Origin of the sequence: Streptomyces sp. NPDC026589 (genome assembly GCF_040638385.1) — a bacterium.
GTDB lineage: Bacteria > Actinomycetota > Actinomycetes > Streptomycetales > Streptomycetaceae > Streptomyces.
The window spans coordinates 80292-97240 of the sequence record NZ_JBEZYG010000004.1 but is presented as its reverse complement, the minus strand read 5'-3'; the positions used below and the strand labels follow the sequence as shown (position 1 = coordinate 97240).

The 16949-nt window shown below is 72.1% G+C and carries 18 protein-coding genes; 7 read left to right on the top strand and 11 right to left on the bottom strand.

Annotated elements, in window-relative coordinates:
• Positions 1 to 11: 11 nt before the first annotated feature.
• Both AB0F29_RS08540 and AB0F29_RS08535 read right to left on the bottom strand, forming a co-directional pair.
• A complete protein-coding gene (locus tag AB0F29_RS08540) occupies positions 12 to 1730 on the bottom strand; it encodes an AMP-binding protein (RefSeq protein WP_361868941.1) in 1719 nt (572 codons plus the stop codon).
• A complete protein-coding gene (locus tag AB0F29_RS08535) occupies positions 1727 to 2497 on the bottom strand; it encodes an SDR family NAD(P)-dependent oxidoreductase (RefSeq protein WP_361868939.1) in 771 nt (256 codons plus the stop codon). Before AB0F29_RS08535 ends, AB0F29_RS08540 begins: the two co-directional genes overlap by 4 nt.
• Before the next feature lie 202 nt (positions 2498 to 2699).
• Between AB0F29_RS08535 and AB0F29_RS08530 the strand changes: the two genes are divergently transcribed.
• Positions 2700 to 3980, top strand: a complete 1281-nt coding sequence (locus AB0F29_RS08530; protein ID WP_361868937.1) for a DUF1343 domain-containing protein — start codon at positions 2700 to 2702, stop codon at positions 3978 to 3980.
• A 14-nt stretch (positions 3981 to 3994) separates the two neighbouring features.
• On the opposite strand, the gene AB0F29_RS08525 is transcribed toward AB0F29_RS08530, so the two are convergent.
• From AB0F29_RS08525 to AB0F29_RS08515, 3 genes are all read right to left on the bottom strand, one after another.
• Positions 3995 to 4477, bottom strand: coding sequence for a GNAT family N-acetyltransferase (locus AB0F29_RS08525; protein WP_361868934.1), 483 nt, complete (start codon positions 4475 to 4477; stop codon positions 3995 to 3997).
• A gap of 195 nt (positions 4478 to 4672) precedes the next feature.
• Entirely contained in the window at positions 4673 to 5113 is a 441-nt protein-coding gene (locus tag AB0F29_RS08520; RefSeq protein WP_361868931.1) for a hypothetical protein, read from the bottom strand.
• Complete coding sequence (locus tag AB0F29_RS08515) at positions 5110 to 8214, bottom strand: DNRLRE domain-containing protein (RefSeq protein WP_361868929.1); 3105 nt, start codon at positions 8212 to 8214, stop codon at positions 5110 to 5112. Before AB0F29_RS08515 ends, AB0F29_RS08520 begins: the two co-directional genes overlap by 4 nt.
• A gap of 457 nt (positions 8215 to 8671) precedes the next feature.
• On the opposite strand from AB0F29_RS08515, the gene AB0F29_RS08510 reads away from it, so the two are divergent.
• The gene (locus AB0F29_RS08510) at positions 8672 to 9286 is read left to right on the top strand and encodes a hypothetical protein (protein WP_361868927.1); all 615 of its coding nucleotides are present in this window, start codon (positions 8672 to 8674) and stop codon (positions 9284 to 9286) included.
• A gap of 18 nt (positions 9287 to 9304) precedes the next feature.
• Here AB0F29_RS08510 and soxR read toward each other — a convergent pair whose 3' ends face one another.
• Complete coding sequence (gene soxR / locus AB0F29_RS08505; protein ID WP_361868925.1) at positions 9305 to 9781, bottom strand: redox-sensitive transcriptional activator SoxR; 477 nt, start codon at positions 9779 to 9781, stop codon at positions 9305 to 9307.
• Positions 9782 to 9894: 113 nt separating this feature from the next.
• Between soxR and AB0F29_RS08500 the strand changes: the two genes are divergently transcribed.
• Entirely contained in the window at positions 9895 to 10356 is a 462-nt protein-coding gene (locus tag AB0F29_RS08500; protein ID WP_361868923.1) for a MaoC family dehydratase, read from the top strand.
• Positions 10357 to 10411: 55 nt separating this feature from the next.
• Here the strand turns inward: AB0F29_RS08500 and AB0F29_RS08495 are convergent, their stop codons facing one another.
• The 3 genes from AB0F29_RS08495 to AB0F29_RS08485 all read right to left on the bottom strand — a co-directional run bounded on the left by AB0F29_RS08495 (position 10412) and on the right by AB0F29_RS08485 (position 12662).
• A complete protein-coding gene (locus AB0F29_RS08495) occupies positions 10412 to 11044 on the bottom strand; it encodes a TetR/AcrR family transcriptional regulator (protein ID WP_361868920.1) in 633 nt (210 codons plus the stop codon).
• An 87-nt stretch (positions 11045 to 11131) separates the two neighbouring features.
• Positions 11132 to 11422 carry a YiaA/YiaB family inner membrane protein gene (locus tag AB0F29_RS08490; RefSeq protein WP_069754201.1) on the bottom strand — a complete coding sequence of 97 codons (291 nt, stop codon included), beginning with the start codon at positions 11420 to 11422 and terminating at the stop codon, positions 11132 to 11134.
• 88 nt (positions 11423 to 11510) lie between these two features.
• Positions 11511 to 12662, bottom strand: coding sequence for an acyl-CoA dehydrogenase family protein (locus tag AB0F29_RS08485; protein WP_361868917.1), 1152 nt, complete (start codon positions 12660 to 12662; stop codon positions 11511 to 11513).
• Between the two features lie 90 nt (positions 12663 to 12752).
• Here AB0F29_RS08485 and AB0F29_RS08480 point away from each other — a divergent pair, with 90 nt between their 5' ends.
• From AB0F29_RS08480 to AB0F29_RS08470, 3 genes are all read left to right on the top strand, one after another.
• Positions 12753 to 13442, top strand: coding sequence for a TetR/AcrR family transcriptional regulator C-terminal domain-containing protein (locus AB0F29_RS08480; protein ID WP_361868915.1), 690 nt, complete (start codon positions 12753 to 12755; stop codon positions 13440 to 13442).
• Positions 13443 to 13456: 14 nt separating this feature from the next.
• Positions 13457 to 14209 (top strand): winged helix-turn-helix domain-containing protein, encoded by a 753-nt coding sequence (locus AB0F29_RS08475; RefSeq protein ID WP_361868913.1) that lies wholly within the window; start codon positions 13457 to 13459, stop codon positions 14207 to 14209.
• Between the two features lie 77 nt (positions 14210 to 14286).
• A complete protein-coding gene (locus AB0F29_RS08470) occupies positions 14287 to 15267 on the top strand; it encodes a DMT family transporter (RefSeq protein ID WP_361868912.1) in 981 nt (326 codons plus the stop codon).
• A gap of 124 nt (positions 15268 to 15391) precedes the next feature.
• On the opposite strand, the gene AB0F29_RS08465 is transcribed toward AB0F29_RS08470, so the two are convergent.
• Together AB0F29_RS08465 and AB0F29_RS08460 are read right to left on the bottom strand one after the other, a co-directional pair.
• On the bottom strand, positions 15392 to 15574 hold the full coding sequence (locus AB0F29_RS08465; protein ID WP_361868910.1) for a hypothetical protein: 183 nt from the start codon (positions 15572 to 15574) through the stop codon (positions 15392 to 15394).
• Positions 15575 to 15714: 140 nt separating this feature from the next.
• On the bottom strand, positions 15715 to 16104 hold the full coding sequence (locus tag AB0F29_RS08460) for a helix-turn-helix transcriptional regulator (protein WP_361868907.1): 390 nt from the start codon (positions 16102 to 16104) through the stop codon (positions 15715 to 15717).
• 167 nt (positions 16105 to 16271) lie between these two features.
• Between AB0F29_RS08460 and AB0F29_RS08455 the strand changes: the two genes are divergently transcribed.
• A complete protein-coding gene (locus AB0F29_RS08455) occupies positions 16272 to 16877 on the top strand; it encodes a hypothetical protein (protein ID WP_361868904.1) in 606 nt (201 codons plus the stop codon).
• Positions 16878 to 16949: the final 72 nt, after the last annotated feature.

Sequence of the window (16949 nt, the reverse complement as noted above, 5' to 3'; positions counted from 1 at the left end):
TCGACGTCGTTCTAACGGGGGGAACGCAGTTCCCGCCTGAGGATCTTCCCACTCGCCGTCTTCGGCAGCTCGGCCAGGATCTCCACCTCGCGCGGATACTTGTACGCGGCGAGCCGTTCCTCGCAGTAGGCGCTCAGCTCGCCGGGCTCCACCGAGGTGCCCGGGCGCAGGCTCACGTACGCCCGGACCGTCTCCCCCCGGTACGCGTCGGCCACGCCCACGACGGCCGCCTCGCGCACCGCCGGGTGGGTGTGGAGGACGTCCTCCACCTCGCGCGGCCACACCTTGAACCCGGAGGCGTTGATCATGTCCTTCTTGCGGTCGACGACGTACAGCCAGCCCGCCGCGTCCATGCAGCCGATGTCGCCGGTGCGCAGCTCGCCGTCCGGGAAGGCGGCGGCCGTGGCCTCGGGGAGGTTCCAGTAGCCGGAGACGACCTGGGGGCCGCGCACCGCGATCTCGCCCTGCTCCCCGAAGGGGACCTCCCGGCCGGTCTCGTCGAGGATCCGTACGAAGGTGTCGGGGCCCGGAACGCCGACGGACAGCGTGCCCGAGACAGGGTCCACGGGGGCCTCGTGCTCGGGCGGGACCGAGGCGCAGGGAGCGGTGCACTCGGTGAGGCCGTAGCCGTTGCGGAGGTACGGGCCGAAGCCCGCGCGGAACTTCTCCACGAGCGCGGGCGGCAGGGGCGCGCCGCCGGAGGAGATCACCCGGAACGAGGCGAAGTGGTCCGGGTTGGCGTCCGGATGCGCGGCCAGCGCCATGAAGGCGGTGGAGGGGCCGACGGTGTAGGCGGGGCGGTGGGCGGCGAAGGCCTCCAGGACGACGCCCGCCTCGAAGCGGTAGGCGAGGACCAGAGTGCCCGCGTTGGCGACGCAGGCGGCGAGCTGGCAGACCATGCCGGTGATGTGGAAGAGCGGGGCGAGCGCGAAATAGGCGGAGCCCTCGGCGATCGGATGGCCGGTGCGCTGGCGTTCGGCGTTGACCATGATGTTGCCGTGGGCGTTCATCGCGCCCTTGGGGGTGCCGCTCGTCCCGGAGGTGTAGCTGATCAGCGCCGTGTCGGCGGCGGTGAGCTCCCGGCCGGCCGGGGCCGGGTTCCCGGCGCGGCCCGCGGTGAGCAGGTCGTCGGCGAGGTCGTCGGGGCCGGGGGCCGGGAGGCGCTCGAAGCCGAGGACCCGGGGGTCGTTCACGGTCTGGAGGTCCAGCTCGCAGGCGGTGAGCACGACGGTGAGGCGCGGGGCAGCCGCCGCGGTCTCCCGCAGATACGTCTCCCACGCCCGGTCCGAGCAGATCAGCGCGGTGACCCCGGCGTCCGCGAGGACGTGGCCGACCTCACCGGACTTGTACATCGGGTTGAGGGGGACGACGGTCGCGCCCGCCTTCCAGGCGCCGAGCAGCGCGAGGACGAAGTGCGGGCTGTTCTGGAGCATGATCGCGACGCGGTCGCCGCGGCGCAGCCCCCGGGCGGCGAGGTGCCCGGCCACCGAGTCGGACAGCTCGTCGGTCTCGCGGTAGCTCAGGCGGCCGTCGAAGTAGGCCAGGGCCGGGTGCTCGGGTGCGCGGCCGACCGCGGCGCGGAAGGCGTGCAGCACGGTCGCGGGCGGGGTGACGGGGGCGCGCTGGGCGTCGCTGAGCAGGGCGAGCCACGGCTGGGCCGCGTAGATCGAGCCGCCGGGGGCCGGGGTGGCGGGGGCGGGGGTGGCGGGGGCGGGGGTCGGGTCGTTCACGCGCCGCTCGCCTCCCACTTCTGCTGAAGGCGGTTCATCTGGCCCATCCACCGGTCGGGATCTGCGGCGCGGGCCTGGTAGTAGCCGGCCACCTCGGGGTGCGGCAGGACCAGGAAGCGGTCGGCGTCCATCGCCTCGAACAGCGCGTCGGCGACCGCGTCCGGCTCGATGGCGCCGGGAGCGAGGACCAGCTCGCCGGCCGAACCGGCGGCGGTGAGCATGTCGGTGCGCACGCCCTGCGGGCAGATCGCGTGGACCTTGATCCCGCGATGGCGGTAGGTGAGGGAGAGCCACTCGGCGAAGGCGACCGCCCCGTGCTTGGTGACGCTGTACGGGGCCGCGCCGATCATCGTCAGCAGCCCGGCGGCGGAGGCGGTGGTGACGAAACGGCCCCTGCCGCGCTCCAGCCAGTGGGGCAGGAGGGCCCTGGCCGCGCGGACGTGGGCCATCACGTTGACGTCCCACGCGGCGGCCCAGACCTCCTCGTCGGCGAACGCGTCGCCGGGCGAGGCGAGGCCCGCGTTGGCGCAGTAGACGTCCACCGTGCCGTCGAGCGCCTCCCGGGCGGCGTCCACGATGCCCGAGGCGTCCCCGGCGACGGCGAAGCCGCCGATCTCCTTCGCGAGCGGTTCGATCCGGGCGAGGTCGAGGTCGTTGACGACGACCCGCGCGCCCCCGGCGGCGAACCTGCGGGCCAGAGCGGCGCCGATGCCGCCTCCGGCCCCTGTGACCACTACGCCGGCGCCCTGCACCGTACCCATCGTCATCCCGCCCTTCCCATCCGGCTGCGACGGGCAGACTAACCGGTCGGTATGTGATCCGGGAAGGGGCGCGAACGGACCGGCCTGGGCCCGTACGGATCTCCGGGACCGGCTGGGGGAATCGGCGCGGTCCAGGTCGTTCCGTGCGGCCCCGGCCCGCGCTAGCGTGCGTGGCCATGACAGTCGGCGCGATCATGGAGGTAGCGGAATGAGCCTGTCCCGACGTGGTGTGCTGGCCGCGGGAGGCGCCGTGGGCGCGCTTGCGGCGACCGTGGCTGGCGCCGGTCCCGCCGCGGCGTCGGCCGCCCCCAGGCGCGGCCCCGGGCCCGGACGCGGCCGGGTGCTCACCGGCTTCGACCGGCTGGCGGCCGACGGCTACCGCCTGCTGCGGGGCCAGAAGGTCGGGATCGTCACCAACCCGACCGGCGTCACGGCCGACGTCCGGCACATCGTCGACGTGATGCACCCTGACGCGCGGGTGGAGCTGACCGCCGTCTTCGGCCCCGAGCACGGGTTCCGGGGCACCGCGCAGGCGGGCGGCTCCGAGGGGCGCTACGACGACCCGGCGACCGGGCTGCCGGTCTACGACACGTACCTCAAGAGCGGGCAGCCGCTCGCGGACGTCTTCACCGCCTCGGGCGTGGACACGGTCCTCTTCGACATCCAGGACGCGGGGGCACGTTTCTACACGTACATCTGGACGCTGTACGACTGCATGGAGGCGGCGGCGCTGGCGGGCAAGCGCCTCGTCGTGCTGGACCGGCCGAACCCGGTGACCGGGCGGGCGGCGCTGGGCCCGGTGCTGGACCCGGCGTTCGCCACGTTCGTCGGCCGCCGGGAGATCGCCCAGGCGCACGGGATGACGGTGGCGGAGCTGGCGCTGTTCTTCAACGCGGAGTTCCTGCACGAGGATCCGGTGCGGCTGGACGTGGTGACGATGTCGGGGTGGCGGCGCTCGGACTTCTTCGACGAGACCGGGCTGCCGTGGGTGCCGCCGAGCCCGAACATGCCGACGCCCGAGACGGCTCTCGTCTACTCCGGCACCTGTCTCTTCGAGGGCACGAACCTCTCCGAGGGCCGCGGCACCACGCGCCCCTTCGAGCTGCTGGGCGCGGAGGGCGTCGACCGCCGTTGGGCGGCCGCCGCGAACGCCCTGGAGCTGCCCGGGGTGGCCTTCCGCGAGGCGTACTTCGCGCCGACCTTCTCCAAGTTCGCGGGGAAGACGGTGGGCGGGGTGCAGGTGCACGTACAGGACCGGGAGGTCTTCGATCCGGTCCGCACCGGGATCGCCCTGCTGGTGACGGCGAAGCAGACGTGGAGCGGCTTCGCCTGGCGGCCGGACAACTGGATCGACAAGCTCACCGGGAACACCCGCGTCCGCACGATGATCGACGCGGGCGCGGACACCGACACGGTCGTACGGGCGTGGCGGCGGGACCTGTCGGCGTTCCGGGCGAAGCGGCGGAGGTATCTGCGGTACGGAGGGTAGGCCCCCGCGTCCGGTCAGGCGGTGAGGTCCAGGTCGCCGAGGTACTCGCCGTCGTCCGTGAGGCCCCGCTTGCGGTAGCCGAGGCGGAGGTAGAACTCCTCGGGGCCGCCCTCGCCGGGCTTCCAGGTCACGGTCGAGACCGTTCCGCCCCGCCGGCGGACCTCCTCGTTCACCGCCCCCACGGCGAACCGCCCGTAGCCCCGGCCCTGCTCGTCGGCGGCGACGGCGAGCCGCCAGAGCCCGGAACGGGGCGGGGCGTCCGGCGCCCCGGCGTCGAAGTCGAACGGCACGTCGAAGAAGGCCATCACGAAGCCGACGACGCGCTCGCCGTCACAGATCAGCCGGGGCCAGGCGATGGCGGGATGCACATAGGCCTCGGCCAGGGACTGGGCGACCGGGGAGACGAACACGCGCTGTTCGGGTGCGACTTCCAGCCGACAGGCGGCGAGCACGTTGTCGGGGGTGACCTTTTCCAGGCGCGGAGAAGCTGTGTTCATGAGGGCACACAACCTCATCGGGCAAGGGTGGCACCACTGAATTCCCCTGGTCAGGTGGCCGGCACGGCCCGCACTCCGCCGCGGTGTCCTGCCCTCTCCGGGAGCGGTGCCCGCACCCGGCGAGGGCGGGACGCCGGAAGGCGGCTCCCCAGTCCTCCGGGGAGCCGCCTCCGTACGGGCCATCGGCCCGTCGCGTCAGCCGGCCGTCTTCGCCCGGAGCGCTCCGGAGCCCGTACGGATGGTCAGCGCACAGGCGACGGCCACCACGGCACAGCCCGCCGCGAACAGCAGGGCGACCGGCAGGCCGAGGCCCGCCGAGCTGTCGTGGGTGGCCAGGGCCACCACTGCCAACACGGTCTGGCCGAGGCCCACCAGGGCCAGCCAGGTCACCGTCAGCGCACGCGGCGCCCGGGACCGTACGCGCTCCAGGCCCAGCAGGACCGCACCACCGGCCAGACCCACCAGGGTGAACAGCGCCAGGCCGGCGTTCAGCGGGCTGAAGCCGGAGGGATCGGTGTGGTCGATCTCCGCGGTGTCCGGCCCGAGTGTCAGAAAGGCGATCTGGAGCAGCGCCGCGTAGGCAACCTGGAGCAGCAGAAGCACGGACGCGACACGACGCGCGAGAAGAGAGGTCATGCGTTGCTCCTCACAAGCTTCTTGCTCTTGATGATCCACAGTTTTCCGTTCTTCGTGTAACTGATGCACTTGTCGCGGGCCTTGTGGTTCGCCTTGCTCTTACCACGGTAGTCCCGGCCGATCTTGCGGCCGATCTTGTTGTTGCGGAGATCCATCTCCTTGTCGACACCACGAGACTCCGACTCATGGCGGGTCGCGACCTCGTATGCGGTGTCATGGTCGATGTTGATCTCCATGCGCGCGTTCCAGTAGCAGTGCCGGAACGCGTCGCCGGTCCCCTGGTACAGGGACTTCTTCGAGTACCGCTTCGCGGCCTCGGCGAAAGCCTTCTCGGCGTCCTTGCGGGCCTTGTTGCAGTCGTAGGGGTTGGTGGAGCAGTAACGCCGCTCCGCGGGGGTCAGGTCGCCGTATCCGGCGCCCGGGTCGAGCAGGACCGGGAAGGCCACCGTCTGTCCGGGCGCGGGGGCGAGGGAGACGATGATCTCGTTGCCGGAGAGCCGCATGGAGACCGGCACGGTTCTGCCCAGGGCGTCCAGGGCCAGCGGGGCGGAGATGAACGCGGTCGCGTCACCCTGCGCGTCGGAGATCATCAAGGTGTTCTCGCTGACCGCGGTGATCTCCTGGCCGGGCCGGATGCCGGCCGTGTAGCTGAACGACTGCGGCGCGCTCGGGCCGCGCAGCAGGTGGAAGACCTCGACCGCGCTGGTGCTGCTGCGGACGGCGATCGTGTCGGCGTCCTTCTGGGTGTTGGGGTAGATCACCAGGCCGGTCTCGCTCAGTTCGGCCGGGGAGGCCGCCGCCGTGGGCATGTCGACCAGGGTCTGGGTGGCGCCGTCGGGGCTCGTGCCCACGATGGAGCTGTTCGCGGCGTCAGGGAGCTGGGCGGTCGCGTCGGCCCCGGCGGAGTCCTCGGTCTCCTCGACCTCGGGGTCCTCCACCTCGACGTAGCCGGGCGGGGTGTCGTCCTCCTCGACGACCGTCTCCTCCGGGAACTCCTCGACCTCCTCCGTGGTGTCGTCCACCGGGTGCAGGAGGGTCCCGAAGTGGGTCTCGGAGATCTCGTTGATGAACGAGGTGGCCAGGACCCCGGTGATGACGCCGACGTGGAAGGTGTGTTCACGCCAGTCGGACCAGGTGCCGGCCGCGTTGCGGACCCGGGTGCGCAGGCTGTGCGCCCCGCGGGTGGCGGGCGTCCAGGAGACGGTCGCAGCCCCGGAGGTGAGGGCGGCGGCCGTCGGACCACCACCGTTGAAGGCGTACTCGGCGGAGACCGCCTTGCCGGTGCCGTCGGCGATCCGGAAGGTGCCGACCAGACCGGAGTCCCCGTGCCACAGCCCGTCTGCCGGGTACTGCGCGGAGCTGACGGTGGGCGACGCGGGGACGGCCGGGTCGACGGTCAGGGGCCGCCAGGCGGACCAGGTGCCGTTCCACTCGGTGCCGTCGAAGACAGCGATGCGCCACTTGTACGAGCCCGCGGCCAGGGCGGGCACGGTCCAGGCGGCGGTGGTGCCGGAGGCGACGAACGGGGAGACGCCCTGGGCGATGCGGGCCGTGCCGTCGGCGTTCCACACCTCGAAGGTGAGGCGGACGGTGTTGCCGTCGGCGTCGGCGGCCCTGCCCTGGAGGGTGGGCGTGGTGTCGGCGGTCACGGCACCCGCCGCCGGGTTCACAGCGACGGCCGCGCCGGGCCGGGTGTTGTACGTGACGGAGAGCGCGGGCTCGGTCGGACCCTGTGCGCCGTCGACGAAGTTGGCGGAGCGGAAGCGTCGCCAGCTGAAGGAGTCGCCCTCGTCCACGGCCCTGATCTGGAGACCGTGGTTTGCCTGGCCGTCCGCCCACGCCTGGGCGATGCCGTCGACGTCCCAGCGCATGAAGTTGGCGGGGCAGGCCGAGCTGAAGCCGTACGCGGACCTGGACACGGCGGCGCCGGTCGCGGTGGTCGCGGGCTGGGCGCCCCAGGTCACCCCACTGGGGTCCCAGGCGCCCGTGATCCGGCGGGCCTCGACGCCCGAGCCGGTGGCGGAACAGCTGGAGGACCAGTACGAGTGCAGCCGGAGCTCGGCGTTGAGGACCTTCTTGCCCGCGAACCTGGCGACGTCGAACTTCACGTACGAGCGGGCCCTGGTGGTGCCGCCGTCGTAGGTGCCGGCCTTGAGCTCGGTCGAACCGCGCTGGGAGTCCGGGTAGTTGGTGGCCACCCAGGTGTCGGTGGACGCGGCCAGGGTGGTGGTCGGGTCGATGGTGACCGGGTAGGTCACGGAGGGGTCGGCGAGGAACGCCGCGCTGGGCCTGAGGACCAGCACCGTGCCCTCGGGGCCCTGCTCCACGGCGGTGGCGATCTCGGCGTGACGCAGCGGGTCACCCGACACGGGGTCGGTTCCCGTGCCCCACATCCGGGGGGCGGGGGCGCTGGCGACGAGATCTCCGGAGCTGTCCTCCAGCCGCAGATGCCGCTGGGGAGTCTTCTCCAGCTCCATGCCGTCCAGGGTGACGGGCAGGCGCAGTTCGACCGGTTCCGTCGGCCGTTCCGTGAGGATCAGTGACTCGGAGAAGCCGTGCGGCAGAGCGGTGACATGCAGATCACCGTTGGGGACCACGGAGGGGTAGACGGCCGTGTCGCCGTCCAGCCGGGGCGCGGGGAGCGTCTTGCCCCAGTCGAGACCGAAGGTGCGGCTGCCCCGGCTGACCGACGCGAAGTCACCCTTGCCGCCGTCCGAGAGGACGACATCGGCCACGGCCGTCTTCGGCTCCAACTGGGCGCCGGTGTCCACGAGGGTGGTGTCCAGGGACTTCCACCGGCCGTCTTCCTTGACCCGTACCGGGCCGGAGTACGTCTCCGTCGTGAGGGTGCCGTCCGGATTGGCCCATGTGCCCGCGTCGGCCGCGCGCTCGGAGAGGGCTTCCACCCGCTGCCCGGAGAGCTTGGCCGCGAGCTGTGCCGCGGCGATGTCCGGTGCCTCGGTGACGCGCTTCGCCGGGCCGGAGGCGGTGACGGCGGGTCTTCCGTCACCGCCGTCCTGCGCCTGAGCGGTGCCCGCTGAAGCAGCGAGCGTGGCGGACATGGCCAGGGATATGGCCGCCGCCGTGAACCGTCTGTTCACGTTCTCCCCTACAAGAATCAATTCCTGTCAATCACCTGTGTGGGTGATCAAATACGGAGCTGATCGTAGATGTGCGCACATGGGCCTGATGGCCGGTCAGAACCCCGCAGATCACGCATATTTCACTAATCAGCCTCCTGCCGGCACGTGATCCCGATCACCGGCCGCCTTCTGGCCGCACCGCTCCGACCTGGCATTCCACCGCCCCCGGAACGCGACGGCCGGGGCCGGGGCCCACCGACGGGGCCGTGACGCCGCCATTGGTTCTCGCCACCCGCGCGAGGGCCGCACACCCTCGCACCACCCGTCCGCGCGCCGCTCCGCTTCCGCCCCGGCAGCCCTCCCGACATGGGGAGTCTCGGCCAATGGACGGATTTCATCTTTCGATGGAGCCGAAACGGGCAGGCGTACGTCCATTCCATGACGTCCAAGGACGAGCGACGGAGGTGGCGGTGTCATGGCCGGTTTCCGGAGTATGGCGAGACAGGTCCGCGATCCGATGGGGGATCTGGCCCTGCGGCGGTATTCGCTGCGCAAGTGTCTGGAGAGGTTCGCCCCGTACGGGCACCGGGCGACCTGGGACCATCTGTGCGCCCGGCACGGGATCGACCCCGAGGACCGGGCGCCCGATCCGGCGCGTCTGCTGGGCGCGCTGGACGAGCTGGAGGAGGCGCGGGCCGTCTGGCTCGCGTACGAGGCGGGGTTCGCCGACCGGCGGCGGCGCGAGAAGCACGCGGGGCTGCGGCGGCCCGGTGCGTTCGACGACTGGCACCGCCGCACCTGGGGCGGTCACGGGGTGGCCCGCTGCTCCGACCCGGACATCCACCCCACCGAACCGCTCGCCGAGGTCCTGCGCCGCCTGATCGCGGCTCTGGGCGCCGACCCCGGCTCCGCCTGCCCGGTCTGCGCGGACACCGGCATCGAGTGGCGGCAGGAGCGGGGCGAGGCGCCGTGGGCGGGTCCGGTGTGCACGGGCTGCGGGATCGCGGTGCCGCAGCCCGCCCTGACCGACCGCACGCTGGCCAGGGCCCGGCTGCCGCGGCACCGGAGGCCGGCCACGGCGGCGGCGTGATGCCTCGCGCTCCGGGAACTACGCGCGCCGGGGCGGCTTCCGGCGCTCGGGCATCAGACGGGAACCGGTGATCCGCTCCCCGACGACGTCGTCGGGGTTGGACAGCACGCAGGTCTCCAACGACAGACAGCCGCATCCGATGCAGTCGGCCAGGTGATCGCGCAGGCGGTGCAACTGCCCGATGCGCTCGTCCAGTTCCTTGCGCCAGACCTCGGAGAGACGGGCCCAGTCCTCGCGGTTGGGCGTGCGCTCCTCGGGCAGTTCGGCGAGCGCCTCCCGGATCGTGGCCAGGGGGATGCCGACGCGCTGGGCGGCGCGCACGAAGGCGACCCGGCGCAGCGCGTCCCGCGAGTAGCGGCGCTGGTTGCCGCTGGTGCGGCTGCTGCTGATCAGGCCTTTGGACTCGTAGAAGTGCAGGGCCGAGACGGCCGCGCCGCTGCGCGCCGAGAGCTGGCCGACCGAGAGTTCGTGGAGTGTCTGGGGAATCTGGGGCACCCCTCGAATCTACTGCCATGTCGTTGACAGGAACGCGCCGCACAACGATGCTGAGCAAGCGCTTAGACATCGCGCCTGATGGTGCGCCGAGCCGGAAGGCAGGAACCGGGAACATGGCAGAGCCGAGGATCTTCACGTCCGCGCAGGAGCTGCGGGACGGAGTGGGCGAGCAGCTGGGACACAGCGACTGGCTGGAGATCGACCAGGAGAGGGTCGACCGGTTCGCCGACGCGACCGGCGACCACCAGTGGATCCACGTGGACCCGGAGCGGGCGAAGGACGGGCCGTTCGGCACGACCATCGCGCACGGCTATCTGACGCTCTCCCTGCTGCCCGCCCTGGTGCCGCAGGTGATGCGGGTCGAGGGCATGAAGATGGGCATCAACTACGGTACCAACAAGGTCCGTTTCCCCTCGACCGTCCCGGTCGGCTCGCGGCTGCGGGCGACAGCGGTGCTGCGCGAGGTCGAGGAGACCGGCGGCGGCGTGCAGGTCACGGCGGTCGTCACGGTCGAACGCGAGGGCGGCGAGAAGCCGACCTGCGTCGCCGAGTCGGTGTCCCGCTACTACTTCTGATACTTGAGAAAGCGACGGCCGCCTCGGAAGCCCCGGCCACTTCTGGAGCCGCCGGCTACTTCTGGGTCTGCCCGGCTCCGACCATCCGCAGGACGAGGCCGGCGTACAGTTCGCCGACCTCGTCGGGGGTGCGGGTCCCCCGGGCGTTGAACCAGCGGGCCACGTCGATGCAGAGGGAGAGCACCGCGAGGGCGGTGCCGGGGACGTCGGGGACGTCGAACTCGCCGTCCCGCACCCCTTCTCCGATGATCCGGCGCACCACCGCGTCGCTCCGGCGCCGCAACGCGACGATCTCGGTGCGGTGCTCCTCGCCGAGCGCGTCGAGCTCGTACTGCACGACCCGGGCGGTGGTGTGCCGCTCCGCGTGCCAGCGGACGAAGGAGCGGACGGCCCCGGCGAGGCGTTCGGCGGCCGTGCCGTCCCGGTCGGCCTCGGCCGCGAGCACGTACAGCGCCCGCTCATGGCCGATCGTGCTGATCCGGTGGAGCAGCTCTTCCTTGGTCTTGTAGTGGATGTAGAGCGCGGCCGGGCTCATCCCGGCCCGGCCGGCGATGTCACGGGTGGTGGTCGCGTGATACCCGCGCTCGGCGAAGGCGTCCACGGCGGCGACGAGGAGCCGCCTGGCTGCCTCGGGAGTGACCTCGCCCCACGGCGCGTCCTCGCCGCTCGTCTCCTCCGCCGTACTCATCGCCAGGACCCCTCTCCGTCAACAGGACGCACACCATACCCCGAACCTGAGCAAGCGCTTAGGGGTTGCCCGGTCGATCCTGCCGGGTCAGAGTTTCTGGAAGGGGTCGTGCTCGGCGAGGATCTTCTCCAGCCGGGCCTGGTCCACCCGGCTGACGATCTGACCGGCCTCCTGGCGGTCCCTGATCACCTTGGCGAGTGTGAAGCAGGACGTGACCAGGTAGAGCACGCCGATGGCGAGGAAGCCGCGCACCCAGGCGTCGGCGTCGAGAAAGAAAATTCCAAAGGCGACCGCGCCGATCGCCACCATGAAGGAGGCGACCGCCTGCAGGTAGAAGGCGGCGGTGCTCTGCTGCTTGACGGATGTCGTGTCACTCATGGGTTCAGCATCCGCCGACGTGGCGCACGCCACATCCGCGCCCGTACTCAGGCCCGTACTCAGACACCCGTACGAACCCGCGAGCCGGTCAGAAGGCGGAGACGCCGGTCAGCGCGCGCCCGATGATCAGCTTCTGGATCTGGCTGGTGCCCTCGTAGAGCGTCATCACGCGGGCGTCCCGCAGCAGTTTGCCGACCGGGTACTCGTCGATGTAGCCGTAGCCGCCGAAGACCTGGAGGGCGTTGTTGGCGCAGCGGACGGCGGCCTCGGACGCGTACAGCTTGGCCTTGGAAGCGGCGGTGGCGAACTCCTGGCCCCGGTCGACCAGGTCGGCGACCCGCCAGGTCAGCAGCCGGGCCGCGTCCACGTCCACGGCGATGTCGCTGAGCAGCTCCTGGACGAGCTGATGGCGGGCGATGACCTTGCCGAACTGTTCGCGCTCACCGGCGTAGCGCACAGCCGCGTCCAGGGCGGCCTGCGCGATGCCCACGCAGCCCGCCGCGACGGACATCCGCCCCTTGGCCAGGGCGGACATGGCGATGGAGAAGCCCTTACCCTCGGGCCCGAGGAGGGAACCGGCCGGTATCCGGACGTCCTGGAGGACCAGTTCGGCGGTGGCCTGGCCACGTAGGCCGAGCTTGCCGTGGACGGTGTGGCGGGTGAGGCCGGGGGTGTCGGTGGGGACGAGGAAGGCGGAGACGCCCCGGTGGCCGGGGGCGTCGTTCGTCCGCGCGAAGAGCAGTACGACATCGGCCCAGGTGCCGTTGGTGATGAACATCTTGGTGCCGTTGACGACGTAGTCACCGCCGTCGCGCACGGCCCGGGTGGCGAGGTTCCCGGCGTCCGATCCGGTGCCGGGCTCGGTGAGACCGAAGCAGCCGATCGCCTCGCCGGAGGTGAGCCGGGGCAGCCAGGCCCGCTTCTGCTCCTCGTCGCCCCAGGACGCGACGGTCTTGGCGACCAGCCCGAGCGATACGGAGACGATGCCGCGCACCGAGGAGTCGCCGCGCCCCAGCTCCTCGGTGACCAGGCAGTAGGACAGGTGGTCGCCGCCGGAGCCGCCGTACTCCTCGGGGACGGTCAGACCGAGGAAGCCGAGGTCCCCGAGCTTCTTCACGATCGACCTGTCGACATTCTCGGCGCGGTCCCACGCGACGACATGGGGGGCGACCTCGCGGGCGACGAAGTCCTCGGCCAGCTTCCGGACGGCTTCCTGCTCCTCGCTGAGCGTCAGGTCCATCGTGCCCACCACCGCCTCTCGCGAGCGCCGCTCGGGCGCACTTTAATTAGCACTGCTAGTTTTTGGTTCGCAGGCCCTACTATGAGCCGCATGGCCCGACCGCGCAAGCCCCTCCTCAGCAGAGACCGCATCGTCGGGGCGGCGAGCGCGCTCGTGGACTCCGAAGGGCTGGACGCCGTCTCCACGCGTCGGCTGGCGGCCGTCCTGGGGGTCAGCGGCCCTTCGCTCTACAACCACTTCCGCAACAAGGAGGAGATCCTCGACGCTGTCGCCGACACGGTCTCCGTACAGGTCGATCTGTCGATGTTCGAGGAGTCGGACCCGCGTGACTGGCGCGAGGCCCTGCACGACTGGGCGCTCTCCTACCGGGCCGCCCTCGCCGCGCACCCGCACATCGTCCCGGTCCTCGCCCGGGGCCCCGGGCGGCGCCCGGCGGGGCTGCGGGTCGCCGACGCGGTGTTCGGGGCGATGGTGGGGGCGGGGTGGCCACCCGCCCAGGCCACCCGGATCGGGGCGCTCATGCGCTACTTCATCACCGGTTCGGCGCTGGGCTCCTTCGCCGGGGGCTTCGTCGACGACGAGACCGCCTACGACCCCGCCGACTACCCTCACCTCGGCCAGGCCCACCTGCTCGCCGACCACCGCCGCCAGGTCGACGAAGGGGCCTTCGAGACCGGGCTGCGGGCGTTGCTGGACGGGCTGGCGATCCAGTACGAGGAGTACGCGCGGCCGGTGGGCGAGGACGCGGCGACGGTTCGGCCGGCGCCGAACCGTCCCTGACGCACCCTGGACGCATGGACCGTTCCCCGCGACAGCGCCCCCGGCCGCACGACGCGGCGGCCCCGCGACTCGCCGCACTGGCCGCCCTCCTCGCGGACGAGACCCGCGCCTCCTTCTGCCTGGCCCTGCTCGACGGGCGGGCCTGGACCGCCGGTGAGCTGGCCCGGTACGCCTCCGTCGCCCCGTCCACCGCCAGCGAGCACCTCGGGCGGCTGATCGCGGGCGGGCTGCTCGCGGAGGAGCGGCAGGGCCGTCACCGCTACGTCCGGCTGGCCGACGAGCGGGCCGCGCACCTGGTGGAGGGACTGGCCTCGCACGCGGCGCCCGACGCCCCGGAGCAGCCGCGTTCGCTGCGGGCGGCGAGCGTCAGCAGCGCGCTGGCCCGGGGGCGTACGTGTTACGACCATCTCGCCGGTCGGCTCGGCATCCGGATCACCGAGGCGATGACGGTGCGGGGGCTGCTGCGGCAGGACACCGGGTTCGCGCTGACCGAGGCGGGGCTGGACTGGTTCGGCGCCCTGGGCATCCCCCTGGACCGGTCCGGACGACGCCCCCTGGCTCGGTGTTGCCTGGACTGGACGGAGCGACGGCCCCATCTCGCGGGGGCGGCGGGGGCGGCGCTGTGCGCGCATGTGCTGGCGGCGGGGTGGTGCGAGCGGGTGGGGTCGGGGAGAGCGGTACGGGTGACTCCGGCGGGGGCGGGGGCACTGTCGGACCGGCTGGGCATGGACCCGTCGTCGCTGACCGACCGTGCCGAACGGGCTTGAGCGCGGGGGCGGCCGTCGATTGACGGGCATGGACAATTCGGTGGGGGCCGAAGCGTTCCGGGCCTACGGTCGTGGCCATGACGACGACCCCGACGCTTCTTCCGGTCTCCCCGCCGGCCCACCGCCGGCGCGCCACCGCCGCCGCCTGCACCACTGTTGTGCTGTGGGCCTCCGCCTTCGTGTCCATCCGGAGTGCGGGCGAGTCCTACTCCCCCGGCGCCCTCGCCCTCGGGCGGCTGGTGACAGGCGCGCTGGTGCTCGGGGCGATCCTCCTCGTACGGCGGGAGGGGCTGCCCGGGCGCGGCGCCTGGCGCGGAATCATCACCTCCGGCGTGCTCTGGTTCGGGCTGTACATGGTGGCGCTCAACTGGGGTGAGCAGGAGGTCGACGCCGGGACGGCGGCCATGCTGGTGAACATCGGGCCGATCCTGATGGCCCTGATGGGCGCCCGCATGCTCGGCGAAGGGCTGCCGCGCCGCCTGCTGCTGGGCATGGGCATCTCGTTCTCGGGCGCGGTCGTCGTCGGCCTCGCGATGTCCGGGCACGGCAGCTCCTCCGTGCTGGGCGTGGCGCTGTGCCTGCTGGCCGCGGTGGTCTACGCGCTGGGCGTGGTCAGCCAGAAGCCGGCGCTCGTGCACGGCTCCTCGCTGCAGATCAACACCTTCGGCTGCGTGATCGGCGCCGTCGCCTGCCTGCCGTTCACCGGGGTGCTGGTCTCCGAGGCGGCCGACGCCCCCATGTCCGCCACGCTGAACATGATCTATCTGGGCGTCTTCCCGACCGCACTGGCCTTCACCACCTGGGGCTACGCCCTGGCCCGGACCACCGCGGGCCGGATGGGCGCCACCACGTACGCCGTCCCGGCGCTGGTGGTGCTCATGGCGTGGCTGCTGCTGGACGAGGTGCCGACGCCGCTCGGGGTACTCGGCGGGCTGCTCTGCCTGGTCGGTGTGGCGGTCTCCCGGAGCCGTCAGCGGACCGGGGCCCCAGCCGGAGATCAGGCCCGGCCGGTGGAGGGATCCCGTCATGACGAGGAGCGCCGGGCGGAACGGACGTAGCGGGGCCTCCCGGCTGGTCGAGGAGGGCGAGATGGACGCCCGGCCGCTGGGCCCGGTGACGTCGACGTCCCGGGCCCCGGACTTCTGGGGCGTGGTTCGCCTTAGGGCGTGTTCGAGATGTCGATCATGCGGTGAGGGTTTCCGTTGTGGCCTGGTCGTAGGTGCGGTTGATCTCCGTGACGGCGTCGGCCACATGTGGCTGGTCGTACCAGTAGTTGGCGGCAATGCCGGGCAGGTGGCGCAGATGCCGCTCGTAGAAGTCGAGTCCGGCTGGTGTGGCGCGCAGGTCGCCGCTGGCGCGTTCCACCAAGCCGCACCGGATGGCGGCTGCCTCGTGGAGCTCAGTGCCGAACAGGGACTTGAAGTACCGATAGCGATCCGCGCGAGGCTCTGCGGCCTCTTCCACGAGTCCGCGCACCAGGGCGAGGACGTGGACAGGACTGATGGCTACGTGGGGCGCGCGGGCTCGAGACACGTAGCTGGGTGGGGTGGCCGAGCAGAGCGGCAGCGATGGCGACGGTTCCGGGTTCGATTCCGGCGCGGCCGACACGGCCGGCACAGGCGTGGACGCGTGAGGCCGCTCGGCGGCGGGCGCGATCCGCCTCCGCCCAGGCCGCCTCCAGGGCCCGCCGCTCCTCCTCGTCCGCCCCGCACATGAGGGCGGAGGCGGTCGACCACGGCGAACTCCTCCAGGACAGTCGCGCCCGAGCAGGAGCGGTGGAGGGTGGACGCGCTGACGCCCAGCCGCCGGCCCAGCGCCTCGTAACTCCTCCCGTCCCGCGCCTTCAGCGCGCGCACGAGCCCCGCGAACTCCTCGACGGCGGCGTCCTTCGGCATTCCATCCCCCTCGGCCCTGCATCCCATCCTTCACGTCCTTGCACGTCAGCGGGGGTGGAATGGTTCCGGGACGGCTGGTGGGCGCGTGATCGTTGCAGCCAGCGGGCGCCGGCCCCACGCTGGTTGAGCACTGACCGAACGAACGACCCGACGGGGGATCCACCACCATGAACAAGCTCCGCACCGCACTCGCCACCGCTGCCGCTGCCGCACTGGGCCTCGCGGCCCTCGCCACAGCCCCGGCGCAGGCCGCTGCCCAGCCCGCCTTCCTCGCCGCCTCCCAGATGCCGCCGTCGTCGACGCCGTGGACCGCCACCCAGGTCTTCACCGGCGTACCGGAGAACGGCGGCGTCCTCTGCGCCCCGTACAAGATCCCGGCGCAGAACACCCGCTACCGCGAGTTCAGCACCGAGCTCGACACCAACGGCGTCCAGGTCACCACCGTCGCCCGTACCGAGGCCGACGCCGTGAAGCTGGTCGACACCCTCCGCGGGGCCCTTGCCAGCTGCGGCACCCTGCTGGAGCAGCAGAATCCGGGCCTGCAGGCCGTCAGCGCCTCCCGCGGCAAGCTCGCCGTCGAAGAGGGCGCCTGGGTCTACAGCCTGGACACCGCCGACCCGCAGATCGGCATTTCCGACATCCACCTGTTCTCCGTCGGCCGCGACGGCCGCACCGTCACCCTCGTCCGCTGGGGCCAGATGGGCGACCTTGAGGACGCCCCGCTGACGGCCTTCCGCACCACGACGAAGACCGCCGTCAACAAGCTCCACTGACCCGGGGCTCCCCCGAGGGCTGACCACAGCTCGACAGCGGCGCGGCCGGAACCGGGGCGCGCCGCTGTCGTG